The organism is Paragemmobacter amnigenus, assembly GCF_009908265.2.
Lineage (GTDB): Bacteria > Pseudomonadota > Alphaproteobacteria > Rhodobacterales > Rhodobacteraceae > Paragemmobacter > Paragemmobacter amnigenus.
In genome coordinates, this window is sequence record NZ_JAAATX020000001.1 from 184558 (window position 1) to 205592 (window position 21035).

20 protein-coding genes are annotated in these 21035 nt (G+C 67.3%); 14 read left to right on the forward strand and 6 right to left on the reverse strand.

Annotated features, from left to right (window positions below; genetic code table 11):
• Positions 1 to 110: 110 nt before the first annotated feature.
• Positions 111 to 620 (reverse strand): hypothetical protein, encoded by a 510-nt coding sequence (locus GU927_RS00965; RefSeq protein ID WP_161760323.1) that lies wholly within the window; start codon positions 618 to 620, stop codon positions 111 to 113.
• A gap of 296 nt (positions 621 to 916) precedes the next feature.
• On the opposite strand from GU927_RS00965, the gene infC reads away from it, so the two are divergent.
• Positions 917 to 1405, forward strand: coding sequence for a translation initiation factor IF-3 (gene infC, locus GU927_RS00970; protein WP_232489084.1), 489 nt, complete (start codon positions 917 to 919; stop codon positions 1403 to 1405).
• Positions 1406 to 1460: 55 nt separating this feature from the next.
• Here infC and GU927_RS00975 read toward each other — a convergent pair whose 3' ends face one another.
• The 5 genes from GU927_RS00975 to GU927_RS00995 all read right to left on the reverse strand — a co-directional run bounded on the left by GU927_RS00975 (position 1461) and on the right by GU927_RS00995 (position 8212).
• Positions 1461 to 2465, reverse strand: coding sequence for a molybdopterin-binding protein (locus tag GU927_RS00975; protein ID WP_161760325.1), 1005 nt, complete (start codon positions 2463 to 2465; stop codon positions 1461 to 1463).
• 3 nt (positions 2466 to 2468) lie between these two features.
• Positions 2469 to 3470, reverse strand: coding sequence for an XdhC family protein (locus GU927_RS00980; RefSeq protein ID WP_161760326.1), 1002 nt, complete (start codon positions 3468 to 3470; stop codon positions 2469 to 2471).
• Between the two features lie 231 nt (positions 3471 to 3701).
• On the reverse strand, positions 3702 to 5891 hold the full coding sequence (locus GU927_RS00985) for an OmpA family protein (protein WP_161760327.1): 2190 nt from the start codon (positions 5889 to 5891) through the stop codon (positions 3702 to 3704).
• Between the two features lie 160 nt (positions 5892 to 6051).
• Positions 6052 to 7305 (reverse strand): vWA domain-containing protein, encoded by a 1254-nt coding sequence (locus GU927_RS00990; RefSeq protein WP_161760748.1) that lies wholly within the window; start codon positions 7303 to 7305, stop codon positions 6052 to 6054.
• A gap of 34 nt (positions 7306 to 7339) precedes the next feature.
• Positions 7340 to 8212, reverse strand: coding sequence for an AAA family ATPase (locus GU927_RS00995; protein WP_232489100.1), 873 nt, complete (start codon positions 8210 to 8212; stop codon positions 7340 to 7342).
• 171 nt (positions 8213 to 8383) lie between these two features.
• Here GU927_RS00995 and GU927_RS01000 point away from each other — a divergent pair, with 171 nt between their 5' ends.
• The 13 genes from GU927_RS01000 (at position 8384) to GU927_RS01060 (ending at position 20920) form a co-directional block, all read left to right on the forward strand.
• Complete coding sequence (locus GU927_RS01000; protein WP_161760331.1) at positions 8384 to 9391, forward strand: glycosyltransferase family 2 protein; 1008 nt, start codon at positions 8384 to 8386, stop codon at positions 9389 to 9391.
• Between the two features lie 218 nt (positions 9392 to 9609).
• Positions 9610 to 10548: a phosphoadenosine phosphosulfate reductase gene (locus tag GU927_RS01005; protein ID WP_217765497.1), complete on the forward strand. Its 939-nt coding sequence runs from the start codon at positions 9610 to 9612 to the stop codon at positions 10546 to 10548.
• Positions 10549 to 10621: 73 nt separating this feature from the next.
• On the forward strand, positions 10622 to 11662 hold the full coding sequence (pyrC, locus tag GU927_RS01010; protein WP_161760334.1) for a dihydroorotase: 1041 nt from the start codon (positions 10622 to 10624) through the stop codon (positions 11660 to 11662).
• A 21-nt stretch (positions 11663 to 11683) separates the two neighbouring features.
• Entirely contained in the window at positions 11684 to 12364 is a 681-nt protein-coding gene (locus GU927_RS01015) for an orotate phosphoribosyltransferase (RefSeq protein ID WP_161760336.1), read from the forward strand.
• Positions 12365 to 12610: 246 nt separating this feature from the next.
• Complete coding sequence (locus GU927_RS01020; protein ID WP_161760338.1) at positions 12611 to 14110, forward strand: replicative DNA helicase; 1500 nt, start codon at positions 12611 to 12613, stop codon at positions 14108 to 14110.
• A gap of 8 nt (positions 14111 to 14118) precedes the next feature.
• Positions 14119 to 14907: an SDR family oxidoreductase gene (locus tag GU927_RS01025; RefSeq protein ID WP_161760340.1), complete on the forward strand. Its 789-nt coding sequence runs from the start codon at positions 14119 to 14121 to the stop codon at positions 14905 to 14907.
• 93 nt (positions 14908 to 15000) lie between these two features.
• Positions 15001 to 16062, forward strand: a complete 1062-nt coding sequence (gene alr / locus GU927_RS01030) for an alanine racemase (protein WP_161760342.1) — start codon at positions 15001 to 15003, stop codon at positions 16060 to 16062.
• Between the two features lie 5 nt (positions 16063 to 16067).
• A complete protein-coding gene (locus GU927_RS01035) occupies positions 16068 to 16844 on the forward strand; it encodes an MlaE family ABC transporter permease (RefSeq protein ID WP_161760749.1) in 777 nt (258 codons plus the stop codon).
• The gene (locus tag GU927_RS01040; RefSeq protein ID WP_161760344.1) at positions 16841 to 17587 is read left to right on the forward strand and encodes an ABC transporter ATP-binding protein; all 747 of its coding nucleotides are present in this window, start codon (positions 16841 to 16843) and stop codon (positions 17585 to 17587) included. The genes GU927_RS01035 and GU927_RS01040 overlap by 4 nt, the downstream gene beginning before the upstream one ends.
• Complete coding sequence (locus GU927_RS01045) at positions 17587 to 17961, forward strand: hypothetical protein (RefSeq protein ID WP_161760346.1); 375 nt, start codon at positions 17587 to 17589, stop codon at positions 17959 to 17961. Before GU927_RS01040 ends, GU927_RS01045 begins: the two co-directional genes overlap by 1 nt.
• Positions 17962 to 18086: 125 nt before the next feature.
• Entirely contained in the window at positions 18087 to 18881 is a 795-nt protein-coding gene (locus GU927_RS01050; RefSeq protein WP_217765498.1) for a DNA repair protein, read from the forward strand.
• A gap of 56 nt (positions 18882 to 18937) precedes the next feature.
• Positions 18938 to 20296, forward strand: a complete 1359-nt coding sequence (gene radA / locus GU927_RS01055) for a DNA repair protein RadA (protein ID WP_161760350.1) — start codon at positions 18938 to 18940, stop codon at positions 20294 to 20296.
• A 30-nt stretch (positions 20297 to 20326) separates the two neighbouring features.
• Positions 20327 to 20920 carry a CvpA family protein gene (locus GU927_RS01060; protein ID WP_161760351.1) on the forward strand — a complete coding sequence of 198 codons (594 nt, stop codon included), beginning with the start codon at positions 20327 to 20329 and terminating at the stop codon, positions 20918 to 20920.
• Positions 20921 to 21035 lie beyond the last annotated feature (115 nt).

Below are 21035 nucleotides of genomic sequence, written 5' to 3' on the forward strand. Positions count from 1 at the left end.
ACCAGACAAAAAAATAAAAAGGCCGCGCTGGCAATGCCTTGCGCGGCCTTCTTCATCTTGGTCCAAATACCCTCGGGGGGTGCGGGGGGCAGAAGGCCCCCCGTCTGCCCTTACAGCCCGAGCGCGGCCTTGACCTGATCGACCGCCGTCTGCACCAGGGCCGGATTGGCGGCCGCCGCATCGACCGCCGCCTTGAGCGTGGTCTTCGTCGTCGCGTCGAGCTGCGAGGCATCGATCAGGCCATTGATCTTCACCGGATCGAAGTTGGCGGCGTCCAGCGCTGCGGCAGCTTCGGTCTGCACGGCCGTCGCGGCGGCACCGGCGGCCTCGGTCGCGGCGGTTCCTGCCGCTTCGGTCGCGGCTGCGGCCTCTGCGGCTGCAGCTTCTGCCGCTGCGGCGGCTTCGGCCTCGGCGGCAGCGGCGGCGGCTGCCGCCTCTTCTGCGGCCTTGGCAGCGGCTGCCTCGGCCTCTGCTGCTGCGGCGGCAGCCGCTTCCTCGGCGGCCTTCGCGGCAGCGGCCGCCTCTTCCGCAGCGCGCTGCGCGGGAACGTAGCTGAACTGGTAGTAGCCTGCCGCCGCCAGAACCACGACCACGAGGCCGATGATGACGTTTCTGTTCATTTTGGTTTCTCCCATAGCCGGGGATTGCCCCCGTCACGCGCCCATATGGACCTTTCCTGCCCGAATTTGAAGCCCTCCGAGGCGCGCCGCACAATTTCCGCGACACCGTCCCGCGCGCAATGCGCTGCGCGGTTGCGCGACGGTGGTCCCGATTTCCCCTTGCAGACAAAGCGATTCCCGTTGAAACCGCCGCCTCTGGCGACTAGATTGCGCGCGCAGCACGAAACCGCAGAAGGACGACCACCATAGCCCGCAGACCCCACAACGCCCCGCCGCAACGCGAAACGGGCCCCCGTGTGAACGACCGCATCCGTTCGCCCGAAATCCGCCTCATCGGTGCAGATGGCGAAAACATCGGCGTCGTGACGCCCGCCCGCGCGATGGCGCTGGCCGAGGAAGCGGGCCTCGACCTGGTCGAGATCAGCCCCAACGCGGAACCGCCGGTCTGCAAGATCATGGACTTCGGCAAGTTCAAGTATGAACAGCAAAAGCGCGAAGCCGAGGCGCGCAAGAAACAGAAGATCATCGAGATCAAGGAAATCAAGTTCCGCCCCGGCACCGATACGCATGACTATCAGGTCAAGATGCGCTCGGTCCTCAAGTTCCTCGAGGAAGGCGACAAGGTGAAGGTCACCCTGCGCTTCCGCGGCCGCGAGATGGCACACCAGGAACTGGGTCTGGACCTGCTGAACCGCGTCGCCTCGGATGTGGGCGAGGCTGGCAAGGTCGAATCCATGCCCAAGCTGGAAGGCCGCCAGATGGTGATGATGATCGCGCCGAAGTGACCGGTGACGGATCGATGGATCGGGGGCGTGCCGCAAGGCGCGCCCTCTTGCATGTCTAGGACTTGGGTTCGCGCAATTGCGGACGCAAGGGGATTTCCTTCAGAAGACCGCCAACCCCCATCGCCGCGATATCCGCATCCGAAGGCGGCAGCCCGCAGGCATAGCGTTCAAGCACCCAGTCCGCGCCATTCAGCGCGGGCGAACGGGCACAGCCGGGCAGGCCGATCACGGGACGCCCGCCTTGGACGCCGTGGAACAGCAGGTTTCCAGGATCGACCGGCATCCCGAACCGGTGAACGGCCCCCCCCGCCGCGCGCACCGCCTGCGGCGCGGTATCATGCAGGTCCGATGTCGCGGTCCCCGTCAGGATCAGGGCGATATCTCCCGGCAGGGCCTCCAGTGACGCCGCAATGGCCCGTGTGTCATGCGGCACCGTCCGGACAGCCGCAAGCCGGATACCCAGCGCACGCAACCGTGCCTCGATCGCGCGGCGGCCCTTGGCGGCAAGCTTTTCCTCCAGCCCCGCCGCGTCGGTCAGGATCAGCCCCGCCTCGCGCAGGATGACCGGACGGATCCGCAGTGCGGCCCGTGCTGCCGCCGCTGCCGCCGCAACGGCTGCCTCTTCCACCCCGTAGCTGATGATCTTGACCGTACCGACCAGCATCCCCGGCGTGACGCGCTGCATGGGCGCAAGCGTGGCCAGCGTCACCGAAGGATGGACGAGGTTCAGGCGGTGGATCGCCGCCGCGTCAAGATCGACAAGTCCCGCTCTGGCCGCATTCAGGTTCACCCGCCCTGTAAAGGCCGTTCCGACCGCCAATCCCTGCCCCGCCGGATCGGGCACCAGCGCCGCGGCAAGCCGCGCCGCAGCGGCATCCTCGCCCAGATCGCCCGGACCCAGTCGCGCCACGGTCACGCGGTCCAGCCCCGCCGCATGCAGCGCATCGATCTCGGTCGGTCCCAGAACAGCGCCCTTGCGAAGACGACCCGTAGCCACGGCCTCGGAATGGGCGAGGATCGCTCCGGTGGCCTGATCCAGCGGCACCTCTCCGAAAAACACCGCCTACCCCTTCCGCAGACGCGCGGTCACCTGCGCCATGATCGATACGGCAATCTCTGCAGGTGTCTTGGCACCGATATCCAGCCCTACAGGCGCGTGGATGCGGGCGATCTCCGCCTCGGAGTAACCCGCCGCCTGCAATCTCTCCACCCGTCTGGCATGGGTGCGGGTCGAGCCGAGCGCGCCAAGATAGAAGGCCCCCGATCGCAGCGCGATGCGGATCGCGGGATCGTCCAGTTTTGGGTCATGGGTCAGCGTCACGATGGCCGTGCGCGCATCGGGCGCCAAGGCCTCCAGCGCCTCGTCGGGCCAGTCCTCGACGATCGTTTCCCCCGGAAACCGTGCGGCAGAGCCGAAGGCAGAGCGCGGGTCGATCAAGGTGCAGTCATAGCCGCAGATGCGTGCCACCTGCACCAGCGCCTGCGCGATATGGACCGCGCCCACCACGACCAGCCGCAAGGGCGGGTTGTGGATGGCGATGAAGCGCCCGTCCTCCTCCATCCCCGACCTGTCCGACCGGAAGCGCGCATCGATCGCCCCGTCCTGCCCCGGCAGGACCAGCGACCGCGCCCAAGTCTCGGGTGCGACCGCCATGGCCACGGGGCGACGCGCCGCCCGTGCAGCGACCACCTCGGCCAGCATCGCCTCGGACAGCGCCTGTTCCCCGTCGCCCACGGGTTCGACCAGCACGCGGATCGTGCCGCCACAGGCCAGTCCCACGGCAAAGGCCGTCTCGTCGCTGACGCCGAAGGTCAGCACGCGCGACCGGCGATCCACGAGCGCCTCGAGCGCCTCGGTCACCACCGCGCCCTCGACGCAACCGCCCGAGACCGATCCCATGATCTCGCCCTCGCCCGACACGGCAAGCTGGCTGCCTGCCTGACGCGGGGCCGATCCCCATGTCTCGATCACCGTGGCCAGCACCGCCCCGCGGCCGGACCTGTGCCAGCCCAGCGCGATTTCGGGAATGCTGTCATGTTCGCTGCGTCCGCCCGTTTCGGTCATCGCGTCCTCCATCCGCGGCCATCATGCGCCGCCCGACCGCGCCGCGCCACTGCCAAAAGGTGGCAGTCCGACAGAGCGCAGAAAAGGAAAGCGCCGCAGGCGGGGAACCTGCGGCGCGCACGCTTTGCCGAGCAGGGAGGAACGGCAAGCAGCCGGATGGAGAAAGGGAGGTAACCATCCTGCCCCAATTCCTAGCCGATGCCGGTTCCCCCTGCCTTGACCCAGATCAACCTAGCGCAGTTCGGCCGAGCGCAGCAGCGGGGTGATGATCCGCACCGCGACACGACGGTTCTGCCGCTCTGCCTCTTGTGTCGGCACCCGCAACTCGGATTCGCCATAGCCCTGCACGACCAGATTTTCCGGCGGAACGTCGAAATATTCGGTCAGGGCCAGTGCCACGCTTTCCGCACGGCGGTCCGACAGGGTCAGGTTCAGCGAGGCAGAACCCACCGCGTCGGTATGGCCTTCGATCAGGAACATCTCGTTCGGATTCTCGTCGATCATGGACCGCATCAACCGGCCCAGAGCGGCCAGCGATTCGGCCTGTTGAGCCTTGATCGCGGCGGAACCGGTATCGAATGTGATGTTGTTCACATCCACCGTCGCCGCCAGCGCCCGCACTTCGGGGATCTCGCGGATCTGGCGCAGGCTGAAGCTCCGGCCAAGTTCCTGCGCGTCCAGCGTCGCCATGCGGGCGCGCAGCAGAGCATCCTCTTCCGAAGTGGACAGGCTGATCACGCGGCCCCGCGGTTTCGGCAGGGTCGAGACGTCGATCCGCTCCTCGGGATAGAGATCGTCGATCAGCACGATCTCGCGCCCCAGACCGTCATAGGTCGCGCGCCGCAAGACGCGGCCGGTCGCGTCGCGGATCGTGACGACCTGCGTGCCGTCGCCGCGTTCGACGATGGTACGGGTCGATCCGTCGCGGAAGGTTTCGGTCCGCACGGTGGAACCCGGACGGCGCAGCAGCGTGTCGTCATCCTTGTAGATGTAGTAATCCCCGTCACCGCGCCGCACGACCACGCGATCGCCGGTATTGGAGACGACCTGATCGCGATTGGCGTTGATGATCGCGCCCACCGCCAGTGCGCCCAGCGCGACAAGACCGAACTTCTGAAGGTCGGTCAGGCCGTCATCCTCGGGCGCCGCAGCGGCGGCCGCGGCCAGCGAGGCGGTGGCGGGTGCCGCGAAATCCTGCGCCGACGTGCGGGTCATCGCTTCGGTGATCTCGTTGACCACGACATTCTCGGCCGTGCCGGTTTCCGCAGAGGGATCGGTTTCCGTCACCGCCGCCGCTTCCGGCACAAGGGCCGGGGCTTCCTCTACTGCCTCTTCCGTCACCGCATCGGGCGCGCCCAGCAGGGTGCTGAGCGTTTCGAGCGCCTCTTCGCTCGGGGCTTCGGCAGCGGCGGGATCGACCAGATCGGCGGGTTGTTCCACGATGAAGGGTTCGACCGTGCCGCCCAGCGTCTCGTCCACCGGTTCGGCGGGCAGTCCGGCATCGGTGGTGGCCTCTGCATCGACAGCCCCGTCAAGCGCCTGCTCTTCGGGAACCACCTCCTCGACCACGCCCTCGTCCGTCACAGGCTCCTCGACCACCGGTTCCTCGGCGACGGGCTCTTCTGCGGCGGGGTCTTCGGCCACAGGCTCATCCGCTGCGGGCTCTTCGGCGACCGGTTCGTCGGCAACGGGCTCTTCGGGGATAGCTTCGTCTGCAGCGGGTTCCTCGGTCACTGGTTCCTCTGCCGCAGGTTCCTCGGCGACGCCTTCCTCGACGGCCTGCTCTTCGGCTGCGGCGGCTTCGGCTGCGGCCTGCGCGGCGGCTTCTGCCTCGGCGGCAGCAGCGGCTTCAGCCTCGGCGGCAGCGGCGGCTTCGGCTTCGGCCTGTGCCGCAGCTTCGGCTTCGGCAGCGGCCTGTGCGGCTGCTTCCGCCTCGGCGGCGGCCTGTGCCGCAGCTTCTTCCTCGGCCTGACGCGCGGCTTCCTCGGCGGCGGCCTGTGCCGCGGCCTCTGCCTCGGCGGCAGCCTGTGCTGCAGCTTCGGCCTCGGCCTGCGCGGCGGCTTCCGCTTCGGCGGCGGCGGCTGCCTCGGCTTCCGCCTGGGCGGCGGCTTCGGCTTCGGCGGCAGCGGCGGCTTCGGCCTCGGCCTGGGCGGCGGCTTCGGCCTCGGCGGCGGCGGCCGCTTCGGCTTCGGCCTGCGCTGCAGCCTCGGCAGCGGCTGCTTCTACGGCCTGCTGTTCCTCAAGTTGCTGGAGGACGGCGTTCAGATCGCACGGGGCATCGGCCGTCCCGAGGCACAGGACCGAACCGTCTGCACCGATCACGCTGCCATCCTCGGTCAACGTCTGGCCCAGCGCGGGCACGGACATGACCTGTGTCAGCGCGACCGACAGGGCCGTGGTCGAGATCAAGATGCGTTTCATGCGAAGTCCTTTCCAGATACCTGCGCCACCGCACACCACGGGTCGGCGCTTGCCCATAAATGAGCGGCATTCCCGCTGTTATGCGATATCAGACCATAGAACCACCGGCGGATCGGCAGGTTCCGGCCAATCTGCGTTGACCCGTGGCTTGCTGGCTCCGTCAGGCCCCGATCATCGCCAGAAGACGGGCTTTCTCGCCCGAATCCCGCGACTCGGAGATGGCCTTTCCCAAGGCCTCGAGCGAGGCGATGGAGTGGCCCGCACGGAAACTGTCGACATGGGGCAGCATGGCGCGGATGCCCGTGGCGCGGGGGGCAAAGCCTTCCCACCGCAAAAGCGGGTTCAGCCAGATCAGGCGGCGGGACGAGAGGTGCAGACGCTCCATCTCGGCCGCCAGCGCGCCCGTATCGTCGCGGTCCAGCCCGTCGGTGATCAAGAGGACCACCGCCCCCTGCCCCAGCACGCGGCGCGACCAGTCCCGGTTGAAGGCGCGCAAGCAGGTGCCGATCCGCGTGCCGCCCGACCAGTCCTGCGCCTCGGCCCCCGCGGCCTTGAGCGCGGCATCGACATCGCGGTTCTTCAGGTGGCGGGTGATGTTGGTCAGCCGCGTGCCGAAGGTGAAGGCGTGGACCTTGGCCCAACCCTGCCCGCGCCGGTTCGCCACGGCATGGACGAAATGCAGCACAAGGCGGGAATACTGGCTCATCGACCCGGAGATGTCGCAGAGCACGACAAGGTTGGGCCAGCGCGCCCCGGGCGATTTGCGCGACAGCTCCGTCACCTCGCCCCCCTGCCGCAGCGCCGCGCGCAGCGTGCGCCGCCCGTCGATCCGCGCGCCGCCCGCATCGGCCCGCATCCGCCGCGTCAGCAGGGGCCGCACCGGCAGGGACAGACGCGCCAGCATCCGCTTGGCCTCGGCCACTTCGGCCAGGCTCATCTGTTCGAAGTCCAGTGTGCGCAGCCGTTCCTCGTGCGACATGGTGGCGGTGGCGTCGATCTCGATCTGGTCCTCGCCCTGCGGGCCGTCACCGTCGCGCCCGGGCAGGTCCGGTCCCTGCCCGTCCAGCAGCGCCTCGGCCGCGCGCTTTTCGGCGGCATCGGCCAGACGGTCCTCCTGCACGCCGCGAACGGCGGGCAACATCAGGCTCATCATATGTTCCAGATATTGCGGATCGCGCCAATACAGTCGGAACACCTGTTCGAACACCGCGCGCTGTTCGGGACGGCTGACGAAACAGGCATGCAGCGTCCAGAAGAAATCCGCGCGCTCCGAGAACCCCGCCGCCTCGACCGCGCGGATGGCGTCGATCACCCGCCCCGGCCCGATGGGCAGGCCTGCCCGCCGCAAGGCGCGGGCGAAATGGGCGATGTTGTGCGACAGCTTGCCGTCCTCGGGCAACTCCAGCGCGGGCATGTTTGCCGCAGGACCGGTCGCCTGTGAGGGCGCGTCAGGCAAAGACCAGCCCCTTCTTCACCTCGTCCAGCAGCTTCTTCGCCTCGGAGCCCTGAATTTTCTGGATATCGTCCTGATATTTCAGGATCGCCCCCAGCGTATCGGCGATCACCTCGGGCGACAGCTGGATCACGTCCAGCGCCAGCAAGCATTTCGCCCAGTCGATGGTTTCCGCCACGCCGGGCTTCTTGAACAGGTCCTCGGACCGCAGGCGCTGGACAAAGGCCACCACCTCGCGGCTAAGGCGGTCCTGCGCCTCGGGGGCGCGGGCGCGCAGGATGTCCAGTTCGCGCTCGAATCCGGGATAGTCGACCCAATGGTACAGGCAGCGCCGTTTCAGCGCGTCATGCACCTCGCGCGTGCGGTTCGAGGTGAGGATGACGATCGGCGGTTCCGGCGCCTTGATCGTGCCGAGTTCGGGGATGGTGACCTGAAAATCCGACAGCGCCTCCAGAAGGAAGGCCTCGAAGGGTTCGTCGGTGCGGTCCAGCTCGTCGATCAGCAGGACAGGCGCGCCACCCGGTTGCGGGCGCATCGCGGCCAGCAGGGGGCGTTCGATAAGATAGTCCTCGGTGAAAAGCTCGGCCTTCAGGGTGTCGCGGTCGGCCCCGCCGCCGGCTTCGGCGGTGCGGATGGCAATCATCTGGGCCGCGAAGTTCCATTCGCAGACGGCCGAGGCGGCATCCAGCCCCTCGTGGCATTGCAGCCGGATCAACCGCCGCCCGAGCCCCGCCGCCAGAACCTTGGCGATCTCGGTCTTGCCGACACCGGCCTCGCCTTCCAGAAACAGCGGTCGGCCAAGACGGAGCGACAGGAACACGACCGTCGCCAGCGCGCGCGAGGCGACATAGCCCTGCCCCGCCAGCATGGTTTCGACCGCGTCGATGGATTGGGGCAATTCGCGCACCGGCTCACCTCTCCCGTTTCGGGCTGGCCCATGCTTGGCTGCGCCCCGTCGGGGGGTCAAGCCGCCAAAGCCGCACATGCGACCAATGGAGTATGGTTCCCATCCGCCCCACCACCATGCTATCGCTTGGACATGCGTGTGCTTGCGATCCTGACGGTCCGTAACGAGGGCAGCTTCCTGCTGGAATGGCTGGCCCATCACCGCGCGGCGGGGGTGACGGATTTTCTGGTCTTCTCCAACGACTGCACCGACGGCACCAATGCCATGCTGGACCGTTTGCAGGCGATGGGATGGCTAACCCATGTCCGCAACGATGCCCATGCCGAAAAGGGGCCGCAGTGGCAGGCGCTGAAGCTTGCGGCGGGCCATCCGCTGGTGCGGGCGGCGGACTGGATCACCGTCATCGACATCGACGAATTCATCAACATCCACACCGGCGACCGGACCATCCCCGCGCTTCTGGCGGCACTTCCGGCGGCGGATGCCATCACCCTGACATGGCGGATGTTCGGCAATGCGGGGGTCGAGACCCTGCGCGACGAGCCGGTGACCGCCAGCTTCACCCGCGCTGCCGACGACCCGCTTGACTGGCCGTGGCGGGCGGTGATGTTCAAGACGCTCTACCGCAACGATGGCCGTTTCGGCCAACCCGGTGTGCACCGCCCCAAGGGCAAGGCCACCCCCGACCAGCACTGGTTCGACGGGGCGGGCCGCCCCCTGCCCGGCGGGCCGCAGCGCATCTTCTCGCGTCTGGGAGAGACGAACCACAGCCTCGTCCAACTCAACCATTACGCGCTCGGGTCGATGGAGGGGTATCTGGTCAAGGCCGATCGCGGGCGGGCGAACCGCGACGCTTCGGCCTTCGATCTGGGCTACTGGGTGGACCGCAACCTTTGCCATGTCGAGGACCGTTCGATCCTGTCGCTGGACAGCAGCGCCCTGCGGGCAGGACTGATGGCCGATCCCGTCCTTGGCGACCTGCACCGCGCCGCCTTCCGCTGGCGGCAGGAGCGGTTCCTCGCCCTCATGCGGCACGAGGAGTGGCGCGCGCTTTTCGCGCGGCTTCTCATGACCCCCCCCACCCGCCGCATAGACGCCGCCGAGGCGCGCAAGGTATGGGTGCACGGTCTGGGCAATTGAGGCGTTGCAGGTGTCGGCAGGTGGCTGCCGCTTAACAAAAGACACAAACTTGCCGTTTGCCTTCCCCAAGGCTGTGTTGAACATTCATGAACGCAGCAGACGTCCGTCACAGGAAGATTCGAGACCCGCGCATGAGCGAGACAGACCCCCACACCGCCGAGCGCGACCCTGAAGACGAGGTCCCTTCGCAAGGCCCGGGCACGCCGGGCCCGGAACCGATGGCGCAGGACGTGCCGCTCGACCGTGCAGCGTGGTGCGCGCATATCGATGCGCTCTGCGCCGAAGAGGGCTATTTCGAATCGCTGGGCCCGCGCCACTTTGCCTATCTGCATGATGACGGCCCCGTCCTTCTGGTGACCTTCGAGCCGCTACAGCGCATCCTGAACCGCAGGGGACAGATGCCCTTTGGCCACGAGGTTGCGGTGGCGAACGGGTGGTCCCATCTGACCTTGATCTGCGACGGCGAGACGTGGTTCCGCGATCCTGCGGTCTTCGGATATTTCGACCGGCTCGTCGATGATGCCTTCTTCGAGGATTTCGACCGCGTCCTGTTCTATGGCGCGGGACCGGCGGGTCATGCCGCCTGTGCGTTTTCCGTCTGCTCGCCCGGCGCGAATGTGCTGGCCGTCAACCCGCGCGCGACGCTGTCGCCTGCGGTGGCAGGGTGGGACCGGCGCGATCTGGCGGCGCGGCGGCTGGATTTCACGTCGCGCTACGGCTATGCCCCGGACATGACGCAAGGGGCCGCGCACCTTTACATCATCTGCGATCCCCTCGTGCCAGAGAATGCCATGCACAGCGCGCTGTTCCGCGCGCCGTGGATCACCTGTCTGCCTGCGCGCCACTTCGGCGACACGATCGAGTCAGCGATCGAGATGACCGGCCTTTTCGGCGATCTTCTGGGCGCGGCCTGCGAAGGCAGACTGGACGCCCTGACTTTCGCGCGGATGTGGCGCATCCGCCGCCGTTTCGCCCCCTATCTGCGGACCGTCCTGCGGAAGACGGAACTGGCGCGGCGACCGAAGCTGTCGCTGATGGTCTGCCGGTCGGTCGTGCGACGGCTGGGTGTGCCGCGTTTCCGCCGCCGGATGCACGAGCTCGAGGCGCAGCTGGCCAAATCCGCCGCCCCCGCAGCCGCCCCGGCGCCGGCAGGATGAGGTCAGGCGGGAATCGCGCCGTCCCCTGCTGATCCTGCTGGAAAGCGGACGGCAGTTGCGCTAGGCGCGGGGCATGACACAAAGCCTGACCATCCGCCGCCCCGACGACTGGCACCTGCATCTGCGCGACGGCGCGATGCTGCAAGGCGTCCTGCCCGAAAGCGCGCGCCACTTCGCCCGCGCGATCATCATGCCGAACCTCGTGCCGCCCGTGGTGACGGGCGCGCAGGCCGCCGCCTATCGCGACCGCATCCTTGCCGCCCTGCCCGAGGGGATGGCGTTCGAGCCGCTGATGACGCTCTACCTCACCGAAGGCACCGACCCCGACGATGTGGCCCGCGCCCATGCCGATGGTCTGGTCAAGGCGGTGAAGCTCTATCCTGCAGGGGCCACGACCAATTCCCACGGCGGCGTGCGCGATCTGGCCAAGGTGACGCCCGTGCTGGAAAAGATGGCCGAGATCGGCCTGCCCCTTTGCGTGCATGGCGAGGTGACGACGGCAGAGGTCGACATCTTCGACCGCGAGGCCGTGTTCATCGACACCGTCCTTGACCCGCTGCGCCGCCGCATCCCCGAATTGCGCGTGGTGATGGAACATATCACCACCGAGGAAGGCGTCGCCTATGCCCGCGCGGGCGGTGACCGGCTGGGGGCGACGATCACCACCCATCACCTGATCATCAACCGCAACCACATCCTCGTGGGCGGGATCAAGCCGCATTACTACTGCCTGCCCGTGGCCAAGCGCGAAAAGCACCGTCTGGCGCTGCGTCAGGCGGCGACCGGCGGCGAGGGGCGCTTTTTCCTTGGCACCGACAGCGCGCCGCATGTGGATGCTCTGAAGGAACACGCCTGCGGCTGCGCGGGCTGCTTTACGGCCACGAACACGATGCAGCTTCTGGCGCATGTGTTCGAGGAGGACGGCGCGCTCGACCGGCTGGAGGCATTCGCCAGCCTGAACGGGCCGCGCTTCTATGGCCTGCCCGCGAACGAAGGAACAATCACCCTCACAAAGGGCGCGCCCGCGCAATGGCCCGCCAAGATCTTCACCGAGGCCGGTCCCGTGACCGTCTTCGACCCCGGCTTCCCCGTGCACTGGCATGTCGAAGCCTGACGCCACCGATAGGACCGCGCCATGATCCCCACCGCTTTCCCGCCCAAGGAAGAAATCGCCCGCCTGACCGCCCGCGCCCTGCTGGAGATCAAGGCCGTCCATTTCAACGCCGAGACGCCCTTCACCCTCGCTTCCGGCCTGCCCAGCCCGACCTATATCGACTGCCGCAAGCTGATCAGCTATCCGCGCATCCGCTCGACCCTGATGGATTTCCTGTCGGTCACCGTCATGCGCGAGGCGGGATTCGAGGCCTTTGACAACATCGCGGGCGGTGAAACCGCGGGCATCCCCTTTGCCGCGCTGGTGGCGGAACGCCTAGCCCTGCCGATGACCTATGTCCGCAAGAAGCCCAAGGGCTATGGCCGCAACGCCCGTATCGAGGGCGCGATGACCGAAGGCCAGCGTGTGCTGCTGGTCGAGGATCTGACGACCGATGGCGGATCGAAGCTCTCTTTCGTCGACGCGATCCGCGAGACAGGGGCAACCTGCGGCCATACGGCGGTGATCTTCTATTACGGCATCTTCCCCGAGACGACGCAGCGTCTGGCCGATCACGGGGTGGCGCTGCATCACCTGTGCACATGGTGGGACGTGCTGGCCGAGGCCCGCGCCAGCGGCGCCTTCGATGACGCCACGCTGGCCGAGGTCGAAGTCTTCCTGAACGATCCCCGCGCCTGGCAGGCCGCGCGGACCAAGGGCTGATACGGCCGACAGCCGCCCACATTTCTTGTGGGCTGCGCTGTGGATGCTTTGTGGATGAATCATCTGCCGCCCCGCGCGCGACGCGCCTTTATGGGGGCGGCAGGCGACATGACCCGCAAGATGTGGTAGACTTCCCACCGTGCGACTGACTCGGGCAGGGGTTACCCACAGGGTTGTTCCCGCCTGTTCCGGCGCAGCAAAACGGGGCACATACGACCCCGGCAGATAAAGAACCCGAAGGCAGACATGACCGAAATCGCCACGCTCCGCCCCAACCTTCCCGCCCTGCCCGCGCAGCCCGAAGGCGAGACCCTGCCCCACAATATCGAGGCCGAGCAACAGCTTCTGGGCGCGATCCTGACCAACAACGATGTCTATGACCGCATCGCCGCACTGGTGAAGGCCGACCATTTCTTCGACCCTGTCCACCAGCGCATCTTCGACAAGGCCGCCGCCCGCATCCAGAAGAACGCGCTCGCCTCGCCCGTCACGCTGAAGCCGTTTTTCGAGGATGACGAGGGGCTGAAGGAACTGGGCGGTCCGGCCTATCTGGTGCGACTGGCCGGTGCCGCGATTTCCAGCTTTGCCGCGCGGGATTACGCGCAGATGATCTATGACCTTGCCGTGCGGCGCGAACTCATCTCGCTGGGCCGCGACATCGCGGCCAAGGCGGCCAAGGTCGATGTCACCTCGGAACCCCGCGAACAGATCACCGAGGCCGAACAGCACCTTTACAAACTGGGCGAACAGGGCGTGGCGCAGCGCGGCTTCGTCTCGTTCCTGCGCGCCACGACCGAGGCGGTGAATTCCGCCAATGCCGCCTATCAGCGTGGCGGCGGTCTGGCCGGCATCTCGACCGGCCTTGTCGATCTGGACCGCAAGCTGGGCGGTCTGCACCCGTCCGACCTGCTGATCCTTGCCGGTCGCCCGTCGATGGGGAAAACCTCGCTTGCCACCAACATCGCCTTCAACATCGCCAAGGCCTATCGCCGCGGCCGCCTGCATGACGGCGGCGAAGGGGCGGTCGAGGGCGGCGTCGTGGGCTTCTTCTCGCTGGAAATGAGCAGCGAGCAATTGGCCGCCCGCATCCTGTCCGAAGCCTCCGAGGTGCCGTCCGAACAGATCCGCCGCGGCGACATGACCGAACAGGAATTCCGCCGCTTCGTCGAGGCGGCAAAGTCGCTGGAATCCTGCCCGCTCTATATCGACGACACGCCCGCCCTGCCGATCAGCCAGGTCGCGGCGCGGGCGCGGCGTCTGAAACGCACTCACGGGCTGGATGTGCTGATGGTCGACTATCTCCAGCTATTGAAAGGCTCTTCCAAGGGCGAGTCGAACCGCGTGCAGGAAGTGTCCGAGATCACCCAAGGTCTGAAGGCCATCGCCAAGGAGCTGAACATCCCCGTCGTGGCGCTGTCGCAGCTGTCGCGGACGGTGGAATCGCGCGATGACAAGCGGCCGCAGCTTTCGGACCTGCGCGAATCCGGCTCGATCGAACAGGACGCGGACGTCGTCATGTTCGTCTACCGCGACGAATATTACCACGAACGCCTGAAACCGCCGGAAGACGACCCCCGCTTTGCGGAGTGGTACGAGAAGATGAACCGTGTCCACGGCAAGGCCGAGGTCATCATCGGCAAGCAGCGTCACGGTCCCATCGGCACGGTCGAGCTGAGCTTCGAGGGACGCTTCACCCGTTTCGGCAACCTTGCCCAGCCGTGGCAGGGCGATGGCGGCCAGTACTGAGGGGCAACATGGACCTGCAATTGAAGGATCGCGTCGTCGTCGTCACCGGCGGCGGACAGGGGATCGGCGGCGCCATCAGCCGCCGTCTGGCCGAAGAGGGCGCGATCCCCGCCATCATCGCCCGCCGCGCCCCCGATGCGGGGTTCCTGTCGGACCTCGCGGCGCTGCAGCCCAAGGCGGGCTGGGTGCAGGCCGATCTGTCGCGCGATGCCGACGTCCGGCGCGCCGTGGACGAGGTCCATGCCCGCTGGGGCCGCGTCTACGGGCTGGTCAACAATGCGGGCACCAATGACGGCATCGGTCTGGACGCGGGCCCCGAGGCGTTCCGTGCCTCTCTCGACCAGAACCTGATCCATTACTACACGCTCGCCCACCTGTTGCAGGACGATCTGAAAGCCGCGAAGGGCGCGATCGTGAACATCTCTTCCAAGACGGGCGTGACGGGACAGGGGTCGACCTCGGCCTATGTGGCGGCAAAGGCCGCGCAACTGGGCCTGACACGGGAATGGGCGGCGGCGCTCGCCCCCCACGGCGTGCGGGTGAATGCCGTGATCCCGGCCGAAGTGCTGACCCCCATGTATGACGCATGGCTCGACACCTTCCCCGACCGCGCGGAGAAACTGGCCGAGATCACGCGGCGCATCCCGCTGGGCCAGCGGATGACGCTGGATACGGAAATGGCCGATACCGTCGTCTTTACCCTCTCGCCGCGGGCGGGCCATACGACGGGGCAATGGCTGTTCGTCGATGGCGGCTATGTCCATCTGGACCGCGCCATGGCGGGTGTGCGCGACTGACCGCACATCCGCGCCACCCTCGCCCGACCGTGACCGGCGGTCGGGAAGAATTCCCTTGACCCGCGCCCCGACCCTGCCGAAAACCCCCGCATCATGGCCACAGCAACGCTTTCCATCGACCTCGACGCCATCGCCGCCAACTGGGCCGCGCTCGACCGTGCCTCGGCGCAGGGGGTGCAGACCGCCGCCGTCGTCAAGGCCGATGCCTATGGCCTCGGCATCGACCGTGTCGCCCCTGCCCTTGCCCGCGCCGGCGCGCGCCGTTTCTTCGTCGCCGTCGCGGAAGAGGGCGCGAAGCTGCGGCAGGTGCTTGGCCCCGGCCCACAGATCGCCATCCTTGGCGGCCATATGGCGGGCGATACCGAGATGATCCACGACCTCGACCTGACGCCGATGCTGAATTCGGTGCAGCAGGTGACGCGGCATCTGGAGGCGCTGCCGGGCCATCCCTTCGGCATCCAGCTGGACACCGGCATGAACCGTCTGGGGCTGGAGGCCGCGGAATGGCAGGCCATCGCTCCCATCGTCCTTGGCGCGAAGCCGGAACTGCTGATGTCCCACCTTGCCTGCGCGGACGAGCCGGACCATCCGCTGAACGCGCAGCAACTGGCGAATTTCCACCGCATGACCGACGGCACCGGCCTGCCGCGGTCTTTCGCGGCGACGGGTGGCATCCTTCTTGGCCCCGCGTACCACTTCGACCTGACCCGCCCCGGTGTCGGCCTTTACGGCGGCCAGCCCTTTGCACAGGCCCATCCCGTCGTCACCCTGTCCCTGCCCGTCATCCAGACGCGCGAGGTCGTGGCGGGCGAGGCGGTGGGTTATGCCTGTTCCTGGGTCGCCGAAGGCCCCGCGACCGTTGCCACGCTTTCGGCGGGCTATGCCGACGGGCTGCCGCGCACGCTGTCGAACAAGGTCCATCTGTGGGACGGCGACACGCCGGTTCCGCTGATCGGGCGGGTGTCGATGGACCTGATCACCGCCGATATCTCGCATCTGCCGGAGGTGCCGCGCACACTGGACATTCTCGGCCCGCATCAGGGGGTGGACGATCTGGCCGCCATCGCAGGCACCATCGGATACGAGATCCTCACCTCGCTCGGCCCGCGCTATGCGCGCCGCTATATCGACCGGCGGACCGGAGGTCAGGCGTGACCGCGCTGACCGCGCCCCTTGCCGCCATCGGGCGGCCGGTTCTGGCCGCGCTGGCCCTGATCGGGCGCATCGCCCTTTTCGCCGCGCGTGTGGTGGGGCACATGGTCCGCCCCCCCTTCTACCCGCGCGAATTCCTGCAGGCCTTGTTGCAGATCGGCTGGTTCTCCCTGCCCGTAGTGGGGCTGACCGCCGTCTTCACGGGCGGCGCGCTGGCCCTGCAGATCTACTCCGGCGGTGCCCGCTTCAATGCCGAGGCGGTGGTCCCCTCCATCGTCGCCATCGGCATGGTGCGCGAGCTTGGCCCCGTGCTGGGTGGTCTGATGGTGGCGGCGCGCGTCGCATCCTCGATCGCGGCCGAGATCGGGACGATGAAGGTGACGGAACAGATCGACGCGCTGGTGACGCTGTCGACCGATCCGATCAAATACCTTGCCGTGCCGCGCGTCCTTGCCGCGACCCTTGCCGTGCCGGTTCTGGTCGCGGTGGGCGATGCCATCGGGATCGCGGGGGGCTGGCTGGTGGGGGTGAACCGTCTGGGCTTCAACTCCACCGTCTATCTGCAGAACACGGTCGATTTCCTGGAAAGCTGGGACGTGGTGTCGGGCCTCTGGAAGGGCGCGGCCTTCGGCTTCATCGTGGCGCTGATGGGCTGCTATCACGGCATGAATTCGGGCCGCGGCGCGCAGGGCGTGGGGGCCGCGACCAAAGCCGCCGTGGTGGGGGCATCTGTCCTGATCCTTGCCACCAACTACCTGCTGACAGAGGTGTTCTTCTCGGCATGATCACCCTGACCGGCGTCACCAAGACCTTCGGCAAGAACCGCGTCCTGCGCGGGGTGGACCTGACCATCCCCTCGGGGCAGAGCATGGTCATCATCGGGGGGTCCGGCACGGGCAAGTCGGTGCTGCTGAAATGCATCCTCGGCCTTGTGCGGCACGATGGGGGGACCATCACGCTGGACGGGCAGGATGTCACCACCGCCGACCGCGACGCCTTCCTTGCCCGCTTCGGGATGCTGTTCCAGGGCGGCGCGCTGTTCGACTCGCTCCGCGTGTGGGAAAACGTGGCCTTCCGCCTGATGCGCGGGGCGCTAAAGCGGCCAAAGCAGGAAGCGCGCGAGATCGCGATCGAGAAGCTGCGCCGCGTGGGCCTGCGCCCCGAGGTGGCCGACCAGTTCCCGGCCGAGCTGTCGGGCGGGATGCAAAAGCGCGTGGGCCTTGCCCGCGCCATCGCGGCAGAGCCCGAGATCATCTTCTTCGACGAGCCGACCACCGGACTTGACCCCATCATGGCGGGCGTCATCAACGACCTGATCCGCGAGATCGTCACCGAAATGGGCGCCACGGCCATGACGATCACGCATGACATGTCGTCGGTCCGCGCCATTGCGGATCGCGTGGCCATGCTGCATGACGGCGTGATCCAGTGGACGGGCACGGTGGGGGAAATGGACGCTACACCGGACCCTTACGTCCAGCAGTTCATCCATGGCCGTGCCACCGGCCCGATTGCCGCGGTGCGCTGATGGACCCTTGGCTGGAACAGGCGCTCGCACTCCTGTCCACCTCGCTTCCCTTCCGTTTCGTGGTCGGCGCCATACCCGTATCCATCACGGTCGCGGCCATCGCCGGCTGGCGCAACAGGGTCGAAGGGGCGGGGGCCCTCGCGCTTTTCGGTTCGGCCTTTTGCGTCTGGTTGGGGCTACCATGGCAACCGGCCTATGTCGAATTGCAGCAGGCCAGCTTTGCGGGCAGTATACTGTGCTGGATCTGGCTGGTCTGGGGTTGGGGCAAGCATGTGTTCCGCGAATGGCCCTCGCCGATCTGGGGGCACTGGATCGTGGGCACGCTTTTATGGGTGCTGCCGGTCACCGCCGTGGTGGTCCTGCTGTCCGGCTGACTGTTCTCCGTCAGGAAACAACCTGACGGTGTTTTCCGGCGATTGATGCGAAATCGGGTGGCGCGAAATGCAACCCACGCGAAATCCGTTGCCAAACTTCCCTCGGCCCATCTTAGCTGTGCCGAATGGTAGACGAGTGTCCGGTTGCTGTGATGATTCCCGACCTGTCCGGTTACACAAAGCCCCTCTTGCGCTGGGGTCAGGGGTTCGCTCTCTGGCTGGCTTCGCTTGTCGCGCTCGGGATGGTTGCCTGTTGCGTGGCGGCGGGTCTGGGCCTGATCCCTTGGCCCGAGATGCAACTGGCCTGGAACGGCGCCCCCCTGCCCGAGGCCGGCAAGTGGGCGCAGATCGCCCTGACCGTTTTTGCGGTGCTGATCGCGCTGGTCCTTCCGGCAAACGCCCGTATGGCGCGGCTGGAACACAGCCACCGGTCCTTTGCCATAAACCTCGAGGATGTGACGCGCGCCTACCGGATCGCCCATTCGGCCGACCGCGCCGGAGTCTTCGCCCTGTCCGGAGAGTTCGAGGCCGTCCGCGCGCGGCTGGAGCATTTGCGCCGCCATCCTGACCTGTCGATGCTGGAACCCGAGTTGCTGCAACTTGCCGCCGAGATGAGCTTTCTCTCGCGCGATCTTGCCCGCACCTATTCCGACGACCGCGTCGCCCGCGCCCGCGCCTTTCTCAAGCAGCGTCAGGAAGAGGCCGAGGCCGTCGCCGACAGGATCGCCATTGCCCGCCGGACGGTTGACGAATTGCGCCGCTGGCTGGCCGACATCGAAGCAGACGAATTGAAATCCGAACGCCAGATCAAGCGCTTGGAAGAGGATCTTCGGGAAATCCTGCCGCAACTGGGCTATGCCATGGAACTGGACGACCCGCGCGAGGGGACCATCGTGCAACTGGCCAAGCAGGGCAAGTGACCATGTGCCTGCGTGTCGCCGCTTGAACCGCAGTCCCCCAACCGCTACCCAAGGGCATGAGCAAAGCCACCCCCTCTTTCACCTGCACTGCCTGCGGGACCGTCCATCGCAAATGGGCGGGACGCTGTGATGGCTGCGGGGCATGGAACAGCATCGTCGAAGAGGCACCGCTGTCGACAGGGCCCAAGGCACTGGGGGCCAAGGGACGGCGGATCCCGCTGACCGACCTGTCCACCGAGGAAGCCCCCCCGCCCCGCGCCGCATCGGGCATGGACGAGCTTGACCGTGTTCTGGGGGGCGGGCTGGTTCCGGCCTCGGCCATCCTTGTAGGGGGCGATCCGGGGATCGGGAAGTCCACGCTTCTGTTGCAGGCCACGGCCAGCTTTGCCCGCCGCGGGCTGAAATGCATGTACATTTCGGGCGAGGAAGCCTCGGCGCAGGTGCGGATGCGGGCGCAGCGTCTGGGTCTGGCCGACGCGCCCGTGGCGCTGGGGGCCGAGACGGCCCTGCGCGACATCCTGACGACGCTGGATGACGAACGCCCGCATCTGGCGGTGATCGACTCGATCCAGACGATGTGGCTGGATACCGTCGAGGCGGCGCCCGGCTCTGTCAGCCAGGTCCGCGCGGCGGCGCACGAGCTTGTCACCTTTGCCAAGCGGCGGGGCGTGGCGGTGATCCTTGTCGGCCATGTCACCAAGGAAGGCCAGATCGCGGGGCCGCGCGTGGTCGAGCATATGGTCGACACCGTTCTCTATTTCGAGGGCGAGCGTGGCCACCAGTTCCGCATCCTGCGCGCCGTGAAGAACCGCTTCGGCCCTGCCGACGAGATCGGCGTGTTCGAGATGACGGGCGACGGTCTGGCGCAGGTCACCAACCCTTCGGCGCTGTTCCTGTCGGATCGCGGGCAGACCACCCCCGGCTCTGCCGTCTTTGCGGGGATCGAAGGGACGCGGCCGGTTCTGACGGAAATTCAGGCTCTTGTGGCCCCCTCGAACCTCGGCACACCGCGGCGGACGGTGGTGGGGCTGGACAGCGGGCGGTTGTCCACGATCCTTGCCGTGCTCGAGGCGCGCTGCGGCATCCCCTTTGCGGGGCTGGATGTCTTCCTGAACGTGGCGGGCGGGATGCGCGTGTCGGAACCCGCCGCCGACCTTGCGGTCGCGGCCGCCCTCCTTTCGGCGCGGGAAGATGTCGCCTTGCCGCCGGACATGGTGCTTTTCGGCGAAATCTCTCTCTCCGGGGCGCTGCGGCCAGTCGGTCAGACGGAAAACAGGTTGAAAGAAGCCTCGAAACTTGGTTTCTCACAGGCGGTCGCGCCGGACCGTTCCAAAGTCGGGGCGGAGACGGGGATGCGGGTGCGGCAGATGCCCGACCTCACGGCCTTTGTGGGTGAAATGTTCGGGGCAGGATAGCTTCGGCGGGGACAGGAGCAGGACGTCGGTATGGAAGGTTTCACCCTGATTGACGCGATCGTCGCGGGCATTGTCGTGCTGTCGGCCATCCTTGCCTATTCCCGCGGCTTCGTGCGTGAGGCGATGGCGATCGTCGGCTGGATCGGCGCGGCACTGGTGGCGTTCCTCTTCGCCGCCCCCGTGCAACCCTTGGTCAAGGAACTGCCCGTGGTGGGCGAATTCCTGGGCGACTCCTGCGAGTTGTCGATCATCGCGGCCTTTGCCGTGGTCTTTGCCGCCGCACTGATCGTGGCCTCTCTCTTCACGCCGCTGCTGTCCTCGGCCATCCACAAGACGGCGCTTGGCGGGCTGGATCAGGGGTTGGGTTTCCTCTTCGGCGTGGTGCGCGGGGTGCTTCTGGTGGCAGTGGCCTTCCTTGTCTATGACCGCGCCGTGGCCGCCGATTCCATCCCCATGGTGGACGACAGCCGCTCGGCCAAGGTCTTTGCCGCCTTCCAGGCCAATATCGACGCGCAGATGCCCTCCGATGCGCCGGGCTGGATCGTGCAGCGCTATAACGAGCTGACGCAGGTCTGCGTGGAGGAGGCCGCCCCGGCCGAGACCGCCCCCGCCACCAACGGCTGATTCCGGCGGAAACGGGTTGTCCGTTTCCTGTGCCGCAGGCTGTACCGCAACCTGTCAGCACGCAGCGGCCGGTCCGGTCATCCTCCGTTCACTGCCGCGCTGCGGGCCAAAGGGG

What these genes read in the sequence shown, in the direction of transcription:
- GU927_RS00965 (WP_161760323.1), bottom strand. Translation starts at nt 620, where the DNA reads ATGAACAGAAACGTCATCATCGGCCTCGTGGTCGTGGTTCTGGCGGCG.
- GU927_RS00980 (WP_161760326.1), bottom strand. Translation starts at nt 3,470, where the DNA reads ATGACCGAAACGGGCGGACGCAGCGAACATGACAGCATTCCCGAAATC.
- GU927_RS00985 (WP_161760327.1), bottom strand. Translation starts at nt 5,891, where the DNA reads ATGAAACGCATCTTGATCTCGACCACGGCCCTGTCGGTCGCGCTGACA.
- GU927_RS00990 (WP_161760748.1), bottom strand. Translation starts at nt 7,305, where the DNA reads ATGCCCGCGCTGGAGTTGCCCGAGGACGGCAAGCTGTCGCACAACATC.
- GU927_RS00995 (WP_232489100.1), bottom strand. Translation starts at nt 8,212, where the DNA reads ATGCTGGCGGGGCAGGGCTATGTCGCCTCGCGCGCGCTGGCGACGGTC.
- GU927_RS01000 (WP_161760331.1), top strand. Translation starts at nt 8,384, where the DNA reads ATGCGTGTGCTTGCGATCCTGACGGTCCGTAACGAGGGCAGCTTCCTG.
- GU927_RS01005 (WP_217765497.1), top strand. Translation starts at nt 9,610, where the DNA reads ATGGCGCAGGACGTGCCGCTCGACCGTGCAGCGTGGTGCGCGCATATC.
- pyrC (WP_161760334.1), top strand. Translation starts at nt 10,622, where the DNA reads ATGACACAAAGCCTGACCATCCGCCGCCCCGACGACTGGCACCTGCAT.
- GU927_RS01015 (WP_161760336.1), top strand. Translation starts at nt 11,684, where the DNA reads ATGATCCCCACCGCTTTCCCGCCCAAGGAAGAAATCGCCCGCCTGACC.
- GU927_RS01020 (WP_161760338.1), top strand. Translation starts at nt 12,611, where the DNA reads ATGACCGAAATCGCCACGCTCCGCCCCAACCTTCCCGCCCTGCCCGCG.
- GU927_RS01025 (WP_161760340.1), top strand. Translation starts at nt 14,119, where the DNA reads ATGGACCTGCAATTGAAGGATCGCGTCGTCGTCGTCACCGGCGGCGGA.
- alr (WP_161760342.1), top strand. Translation starts at nt 15,001, where the DNA reads ATGGCCACAGCAACGCTTTCCATCGACCTCGACGCCATCGCCGCCAAC.
- GU927_RS01040 (WP_161760344.1), top strand. Translation starts at nt 16,841, where the DNA reads ATGATCACCCTGACCGGCGTCACCAAGACCTTCGGCAAGAACCGCGTC.
- GU927_RS01045 (WP_161760346.1), top strand. Translation starts at nt 17,587, where the DNA reads ATGGACCCTTGGCTGGAACAGGCGCTCGCACTCCTGTCCACCTCGCTT.
- GU927_RS01050 (WP_217765498.1), top strand. Translation starts at nt 18,087, where the DNA reads ATGGTAGACGAGTGTCCGGTTGCTGTGATGATTCCCGACCTGTCCGGT.
- radA (WP_161760350.1), top strand. Translation starts at nt 18,938, where the DNA reads ATGAGCAAAGCCACCCCCTCTTTCACCTGCACTGCCTGCGGGACCGTC.
- GU927_RS01060 (WP_161760351.1), top strand. Translation starts at nt 20,327, where the DNA reads ATGGAAGGTTTCACCCTGATTGACGCGATCGTCGCGGGCATTGTCGTG.